Origin of the sequence: Pseudoalteromonas sp. BZA4, assembly GCF_040104395.1 — a bacterium.
GTDB lineage: Bacteria > Pseudomonadota > Gammaproteobacteria > Enterobacterales > Alteromonadaceae > Pseudoalteromonas.
Map to the genome: position 1 here is coordinate 1 of NZ_JBECOT010000103.1, position 7,160 is coordinate 7,160.

A 7,160-nucleotide genomic window follows, 5' to 3' on the forward strand; every position below is an offset into this window, starting at 1 on the left:
CAATCGCCAACTGGTTGAAGCGATGATCAAAGTGAAGGCGCTAAATAAGATCAACACCCTTGGTCTGCCTAAATATCAGTAAGTTAAGTGAGTTTATTAGAGAGCTGCATTTGATCAACAAGGCCTACAGAAGCATAACCTTGAGAGCTACTTGCAACGCTATAATCTTTATAAGCAATATCACTTGCCAGCCAACCTGGTTTAGTCGCTTTAGCGCACACACGTTTGCTTGAAGATAAAGTAAACGACCCCGTAAAAGCATTAAAACCAGTTGTGCCACACGCACTCCCTTTATTAACCTGCTTATAAATAATCGAAGCCGTTTGCGATGAGCTAATACTGATGGGTGTACTAACCGTCACAGCTTGTGAACTCGGTGATATAGTTGGTTTATTCAGCTTGTTTTGTGACGAAATACTTATAAGTGGCCCTGTTAAATAGTCACTGTTTTTATAAGTATAAGGCGTAGTTAGAGTATACACACTTACAGCTTTTATACGAAAACGGTAAGTTTGAGCCCCTGTAAATAAAAAATAATAAGTGCGATAAACACTGCTTAATGTAGTGTGAATTTGACGAAATGGCCCATCATTTTCAGATACCTCTATTTCAAAATGAGTCATTCTATCATTATTACAATCCGAACAGGGGAGAGGCTCTGGGTAGGTGAGGTTATTAGTCTGATTTATTTGGGTTTTAGCACTGCTATAATAGGGTAAAGGTTCACCGCTATTACTGCCCCAAGTCCAATAAACATTGATCCCTTGATTTTCAATTGAATAACTAAAATTTGAAGGTGTTTGAGGAGCTGGAAACATATCTACTGGTCCATCAACTATCGCCGTTGCAGCCTTAGGTAAAAAAAAATAAAGAGAAAAAGTAGATAAGTTAATTTTTTGCAGTAAGCATCCATTCTGTATATTCCATATAAGTGCAAGTCCTTTTATGGTTAAACTAATGTAAATAAGAAAAAATAACAATAGAAATTGAATAAAATTAAATTTGAAAAATAGCAATAAAAAAACAAGTACTTCGAGCTCTTACAGGTAAAAATCAACGTTGTGTTATTGATTAACTTTCAGAGCCCGCTTTTGAGAAACCACCTGTAGAAATGATCTGTTCAGTGTTTAATCTTTTAACTGAGCAACCTCGAAATAAGTAGTGCTATTGCTTTAATAATTGCGATAAATCATTTTCAATCTCTTTGAATGCCGCTTTTACTCCCTGAACTGACTCTTCACGTGCCACTGAGTTCTGAATGGTTTCGTCGACCTTTTGATAGATAAACACCTCTTGGTCTTCATCTAAGCCCATGGTCGGTATGCGACTTTCTAAGTCTTCTTGAAGCCGCTTAAATACAGCTTCGTTATTGATACGGTTTTCATTTAAAAGCTCAATCAAACCTGTAAATTTGCTGTGCACCTTACCTACAGCATCATTTAACTGTTGCTGTTGCTGAAGAAGCTCTTTCTTCGTGAGAATCGCTTTAAGCTGCTGCTCTGTAACACTGACTAAAAAGCAAATATGATCTCGAATTCGACCATGCTTATCGGGGTCTTGCCCAGGCATATTTAAGATAAGCAAACTAATCATTTCATAGTTTACTAAAATCCGATTTGAGAACTCGTGCAATCGACCTTTGCTTTTCAGCATTTCAAACAGCTCGATCACAATCGGCGAGCACACACCCGACACAGAGAAATGTAATACTTCGTTATCTAATCTAAACTCCACATTACTTTGTAAATCAAACGCACCTAAACAGTTTAAAAAGGCTTTGCCGAGTTCATGTTCGTTATCTATTGAACCAATATGCTCAATATAATTAACAATTTGTCCCATTTCACTGCTGTTTGCCATCGCATTAAATGCCGTTGACGTAGCATCTTCCACTTGCTGCTCTAGCGACTCTTTTTCGATTAGTACTTGATTTAAATGTTGTAGCTTAAGCTTAAGCTCATTATGGCTAAATGGTTTAACAATGTAGTCTTCTGCACCAACAGAATAACCTTCCATGCGCTCCTCAACGGTGCCTCTGGCTGAGACAAACATCACAATAATTTTTTGCGTATTGGGGTTTTCTTTGAGCTTACGACAGACATCGTAACCACTCATTTGTGGCATGCTCACATCGAGTAAAATCACTTGAGGGTCGAACTCTTCAACGACTTCTAAGCATTCTGGGCCGCTATTCACCATTTTCAGCTCAAAATCGAGATCCTCAAGGATCTCTTCAATAATTTCTAAATTAAATGGTTCATCATCAACCGCTAAAATACGTTTCAAGGCCATGATTATCTCTTCCGCTTTATTAATTCATCGATATAGACTGTTGTTCATTTGCCAAGTGTTGCGGCAAGTCTATTTCTAAGGGCAGCCGTACCAAAATAGTGGCGCCCCCGTACTCATTGTTACTTGCCGAAATAGTGCCTTGATGTAAGGCTACAAATTCCCGACAAATAGCTAATCCAAGCCCAGTGCCTCCCGCACCACTGTTGGTTTTACTGCTTTGCTCAAACTTAGCAAAAATCTTTTCAAGCTCTTGTTCAGGGATCCCTATTCCGCGGTCAATAACAGCGATTTCGGCCATCTGCTCATTCACCGCTAAACTAATATCAATTTCGCTATTCGGCTCACTAAACTTCAATGCATTACCGATCAAGTTACGCATAATTTGATTAATTTGTTCTTCGTCGCATTCAAGCACAATGCCTTGTTCAAAACCTATAGGCCGAATAGCAATACTTTTTTCAAGGGCTGTGCCCGACACATCATCAATGCTGGTTTTTATAATATTGCTTAAGTTATGCTTTTGCGGATTGAACGGGAATTTCCCGACATCGAGTTTTGATAGATCGAGTAAGTTATTTAGCAGCGATAATAATCGCTCACCACTTTGCTCAATTCTAGATAGATACTTGTTTAACTTGTCTTTACTTAAATCGTCATTAGCAACCTTATCAAGCCCAAAGCGAGCAAAGCTTAAAATAGAATGCATAGGTGTTCTAAGTTCATGAGACATGTTCGCTAAAAACTCAGATTTACTATGATTTGCCGCTTCTGCCACATTTTTAGCATGCTCTAACTGAGCAGTACGGGCTTTGACCTCTTCTTCAAGCAAATCTTTAGCTTCAACGAGTAAATCCTCTTTCTCTTTAAGATGCGTAACGTTCTTAAAGATCACCGCTAGCGCAATTTCGCCGTGGTGGTCGATTTCGTTAAACGAGCCAACTAAAGGCACCTCACTGCCATTTTTCTTGAGTAGTCGTAAGTCACAACTAAATTGTCGGTTTTTACTTAAAGTCGCAATCTTATCTTTGATGCGCTCAGTTGAAGCAACATCAAAAAATTCAAAAACAGAGCAATTCTCAAACTCTTTCAGCGGTTTTTCGAAAAGCTGCTCGCAGGCGTCGTTAGTTTCTATAACCTTACCACCACGTTCAAATAGAATGATGGCATCGGGTGTGTGTTTAAAAATAACTCGAAGTAAACTGTCTTTTTCGATGAGTGCATCAACTGTATTTTGCAAACGCTCTACTAACTCAGTGTTGTGTCGCCTTAATAGTTCTGTTTGCCAAAGTTTATGTACTGATTGCAGCAGGCTATTATCATCAACCGGCTTGATGAGCACATCTTCTACCCCTTGACGAATAGCTGCTACCATCGAGACTTGATCAGGCTTAGAGGTATAAAGTAAACAACGACTATTAGGCTGACATGTTTTGAGCTTATTAAAGAGCTCAAGCCCTGTGCCATCAGTAAAAGTAAAATCACTTATGAGTAAATCAATGTTCTGCTCTTTAATAACATCCATAGCAGATGCAGTATTATCAGCTGTGAAGGTTTTAATATGTGCCCCTTTTAGGTTTAGGGCTATTTGCGCCAAACGTTCTGCGCAGTGATCAACGAGTAACACGGTAGGAAGTTGAAGAATATTATCGCTGTCGAGCTCAAGTACCCCTTCTAATAAAGAGCTAATTTCTTTATTAGCAAAGAAGGGGTAAATCACCACAGCATTAGGTAATAGGCGATTTACTTCACTAAAATGCTCTAGTAAATCACTACGCTGCGCTTTAGGCGCTAGCAGCAAGAAGTGCTCTTGTGCGAACACTCCCATTAGCGTTTTAATAACAGTGGTTGGTACACCATGAGAAGCTGCAACAAGATCAAAGTCTTGCTCTAAAACAGCATCATCAACCATTGCAAAATGTAATAGCTCAACTCGACAGCCAATCAGCTCTAGTAGCACCTTGACCCGCATTGCTAAAACACTATTGCTATCAACAATCAATATTCTTCGCACAGTAGACTAGACTCGCTTAATGATAAATACTTATTTTAGCGTAGTCTAAAATCGCAATGGGTCACAATTTGTACCGCATTTTTTTATTAGCTTTTTAGCTAATTAACTGTCTAAACGCTTTCCTAAAATGGTAAGGCTATAGGCTTTATCATCCATGATCGCAATCTCAGGAAGCTCTCCCCAGACCTTGTAATCAAAGCGATTAAACAGTTTTATACTTGGTAGGTTATGACTAAAGATAAAAGCTAATAACACCTTGATATTAAGTGTTTTTGCATGCTGTTCTGAAAATGTAAGCAATTGTTTACCTAGCCCCTTCCCTTGAGCTTGCTGGGTGATGTAAATGCTAATTTCAACGGTACCATCATAGGCAGGTCGGCCATAAAACGACTTATAACTCAGCCAAGCAAGCACTTTACCTTGTTGCTCAAAAACAAAGATAGGTCTTTTCTCTGTATGACTATCAAACCAAGCTTGTTTGTCTGCAACCGACACCTCTTCAGTATCTGCGGTTACCATACGCCCAGGGATGGTCTCGTTATAAATAGCGACTATGTCAGTTAAATCGTTTTGTATTGCTTTGCGAATCGTCATAAATAGCTGAAATTAAATGATCACTTTGCTGCATATTAGCGTATATTCATCACAAATAACTAGCGGGAAATAACTATGTATAAATATGCTTTGTTACTTGCAGCAGGTCTAATAACAACCAACCTTGCAGCACAAACTACTGAGGCTACGCCAACTGCTAAAGCAAGCAGCCAATGTGATGACTTTACCAATGTTACAATGAGAAAGTTACGCTCAAAAGAGTCAATTAACTTCTGCGAATTCAAAGACAAACCACTGCTCATTGTAAATACCGCTAGTAATTGTGGTTTTACCGGCCAGTTTGAAGGCTTAGAAGCCATTCATAAAGAATATAAAGACCAAGGCTTAGTGGTACTAGGGTTTCCATCAGATGACTTTTTCCAAGAAGAAGACGATGAAAAAGACACTGCAAAAGTATGTTTCATCAATTATGGCGTAACCTTTAATATGCTGGCTACCAGTGCCGTTCGCGGTAGCGATGCAAACCCGATATTCAAACACCTAAACGAAGCAACTAGCTCACCTAACTGGAACTTTTACAAATATTTAGTGTCTGCAGATCGTAAGACAGTGCAGCGCTTTAATAGTAAAACTAAGCCACAATCGCAAACTTTACGCGATGCAATTGAAGCTGAGCTAACTGCAAAATAAATTTAATTTTTCGTTCGGTAAATATTGAACTAAACTAGTAATTTAATACTAAAACACACATTAGGAGATGTTATGGCAGTAGCCAGTGCAAGACACATTCTCGTAGACAGTGAAGCTCACTGTTTAGATTTAAAACAGCAAATTGAGCAAGGAGCTGACTTTGCAGAGCTTGCTCGTGCTCATTCTAATTGCCCATCTGGCCAAGATGGTGGTGCATTAGGTGAGTTTGGCCCTGGCATGATGGTTCCAGAGTTCGACAAAGTCGTGTTCTCTGCACCAATTAACCAAGTTCAAGGCCCAGTGCAAACCCAGTTTGGTTATCATCTTCTAGAAGTAACAAGCCGTACTGACTAATTGACAAATTGATTTCAAAAAGCCGCTTCACAGCGGCTTTTTACCATCATGCAATTACTAGGCTCTACTACCTCACCTTTTGTGCGCCGTATTCGGATTTGGGCGACACTTAATAACCTACCTATTGATTTTATTAATTTGGATATTTTCTCTGAGCAAGACAGACAAACCATGATAGCTCATAACCCTGCCAGAAAAATTCCTGTATTAATCGACCATGATTTTACCTTATGTGATTCCAACTCAATTATTCGCTATCTACTAGAGAAAGCTGATCAGCCGTTACTTAGCTGGCAGCAAGAGAACTACTTAACCATTATCAATGCCTGCAATGATTCACTGGTAGAAATTTTACTTTGTCAGCGTTCAGGGTTTGATACCAACAGCGACAAACTATTTTTTAATTTACAGAATGAACGAATTGTTGAAACATTAGCCTATTTAAATACTCATTTATCGGAGCCAGTATTTAAAAGCTGTGAATACCTCAACATCAGTTTATACTGCTTACTAGATTGGATCCGCTTCCGCGAATTAACTGATTTTAGCCAACTAGAAAACTTAGTTGATTTTTATCATAAATTCGCCGATAAAGCGGCGGTACAACAAACAGATCCACGAATATAAAGATAAGGGTTACGCAAATGAGCGATATCGAAATTGAATCAGAATTAGTTAGCTTTGTAGAAAAAGTTCGTTTGAACGAATCTATGTGGGCACTGGGTGCCGAAGATGGTGGTTTTGTTGTCTGTGAATCAAACCAATTTAGCGACACAGATGTGCTATTACTTTGGGGTACTGAAGACGCTGCAAAAGCACAATGTAAAGATGAGTGGCAAGACTATACCCCTGTTGAAATTGGCCTAGACGAATTTCTTGATGAGTGGGTTGAAGACCTTAACGAAGATGATGCGCTTGTTGGTTTAAACTGGAACGATGATCAAGTATGCGTTGAAATCGAACCGGTTGGTTTAGCTAAAGCTCTTTGCGATTAATCGCAATCCTTAAGCTTATAACGACACGGCCGTATTTATGGCAGTGTCGTTAAGCTGGAAACTTGATACTTATATTGATTTTAACAATAGAACCACTATTACTTGCAATCAATGCCTTGCCTAAATCGCTTTTAATTCCACGGCTAGCGCATTTTAATCCCAGACTCTAACAGGGTTGAGCGGTAATCATCGTCTAGCCCTGCCATTTTCTTTTTCCTCGCCATACTAGCTGACTTAGATGTATCTTGTTTAAAAAGCGCCAT

Annotated in this window: 8 protein-coding genes and 1 pseudogene; 4 read left to right on the top strand and 5 right to left on the bottom strand. The window is 39.0% G+C overall.

Going from position 1 to position 7,160, the window contains the following annotated elements; genetic code table 11:
* Nucleotides 1–83: 83 nt before the first annotated feature.
* The 4 genes from ABMY41_RS20995 to ABMY41_RS21010 form a co-directional block, all read right to left on the bottom strand.
* Entirely contained in the window at nt 84–1,016 is a 933-nt protein-coding gene (locus tag ABMY41_RS20995) for a hypothetical protein (RefSeq protein WP_349276166.1), read from the bottom strand.
* A gap of 148 nt (nt 1,017–1,164) precedes the next feature.
* Nucleotides 1,165–2,292, bottom strand: a complete 1,128-nt coding sequence (locus ABMY41_RS21000) for a response regulator (RefSeq protein ID WP_289096997.1) — start codon at nt 2,290–2,292, stop codon at nt 1,165–1,167.
* A 19-nt stretch (nt 2,293–2,311) separates the two neighbouring features.
* Nucleotides 2,312–4,261 carry an ATP-binding protein gene (locus ABMY41_RS21005; protein WP_252949593.1) on the bottom strand — a complete coding sequence of 650 codons (1,950 nt, stop codon included), beginning with the start codon at nt 4,259–4,261 and terminating at the stop codon, nt 2,312–2,314.
* 144 nt (nt 4,262–4,405) lie between these two features.
* Nucleotides 4,406–4,897, bottom strand: coding sequence for a GNAT family N-acetyltransferase (locus ABMY41_RS21010; protein ID WP_251601129.1), 492 nt, complete (start codon nt 4,895–4,897; stop codon nt 4,406–4,408).
* 75 nt (nt 4,898–4,972) lie between these two features.
* On the opposite strand from ABMY41_RS21010, the gene ABMY41_RS21015 reads away from it, so the two are divergent.
* The 4 genes from ABMY41_RS21015 (at nt 4,973) to ABMY41_RS21030 (ending at nt 6,897) form a co-directional block, all read left to right on the top strand.
* Nucleotides 4,973–5,548: a glutathione peroxidase gene (locus ABMY41_RS21015; protein ID WP_054561036.1), complete on the top strand. Its 576-nt coding sequence runs from the start codon at nt 4,973–4,975 to the stop codon at nt 5,546–5,548.
* Nucleotides 5,549–5,620: 72 nt separating this feature from the next.
* Complete coding sequence (locus tag ABMY41_RS21020; RefSeq protein ID WP_054552716.1) at nt 5,621–5,902, top strand: peptidylprolyl isomerase; 282 nt, start codon at nt 5,621–5,623, stop codon at nt 5,900–5,902.
* 48 nt (nt 5,903–5,950) lie between these two features.
* On the top strand, nt 5,951–6,529 hold the full coding sequence (locus tag ABMY41_RS21025) for a glutathione S-transferase family protein (protein WP_252949490.1): 579 nt from the start codon (nt 5,951–5,953) through the stop codon (nt 6,527–6,529).
* A 17-nt stretch (nt 6,530–6,546) separates the two neighbouring features.
* Entirely contained in the window at nt 6,547–6,897 is a 351-nt protein-coding gene (locus ABMY41_RS21030; RefSeq protein ID WP_054552718.1) for a DUF2750 domain-containing protein, read from the top strand.
* A gap of 143 nt (nt 6,898–7,040) precedes the next feature.
* Here ABMY41_RS21030 and ABMY41_RS21035 read toward each other — a convergent pair.
* Nucleotides 7,041–7,160 (bottom strand): annotated as a pseudogene (locus ABMY41_RS21035) (ISAs1 family transposase); the annotation flags it as partial.

Bases quoted from the DNA above. Each gene is read 5' to 3' on its own strand.
- ABMY41_RS21000 (WP_289096997.1), bottom strand. From the start codon at position 2,292: ATGGCCTTGAAACGTATTTTAGCGGTTGATGATGAACCATTTAATTTA.
- ABMY41_RS21015 (WP_054561036.1), top strand. From the start codon at position 4,973: ATGTATAAATATGCTTTGTTACTTGCAGCAGGTCTAATAACAACCAAC.
- ABMY41_RS21020 (WP_054552716.1), top strand. From the start codon at position 5,621: ATGGCAGTAGCCAGTGCAAGACACATTCTCGTAGACAGTGAAGCTCAC.
- ABMY41_RS21005 (WP_252949593.1), bottom strand. From the start codon at position 4,261: ATGCGGGTCAAGGTGCTACTAGAGCTGATTGGCTGTCGAGTTGAGCTA.
- ABMY41_RS21010 (WP_251601129.1), bottom strand. From the start codon at position 4,897: ATGACGATTCGCAAAGCAATACAAAACGATTTAACTGACATAGTCGCT.
- ABMY41_RS21025 (WP_252949490.1), top strand. From the start codon at position 5,951: ATGCAATTACTAGGCTCTACTACCTCACCTTTTGTGCGCCGTATTCGG.
- ABMY41_RS21030 (WP_054552718.1), top strand. From the start codon at position 6,547: ATGAGCGATATCGAAATTGAATCAGAATTAGTTAGCTTTGTAGAAAAA.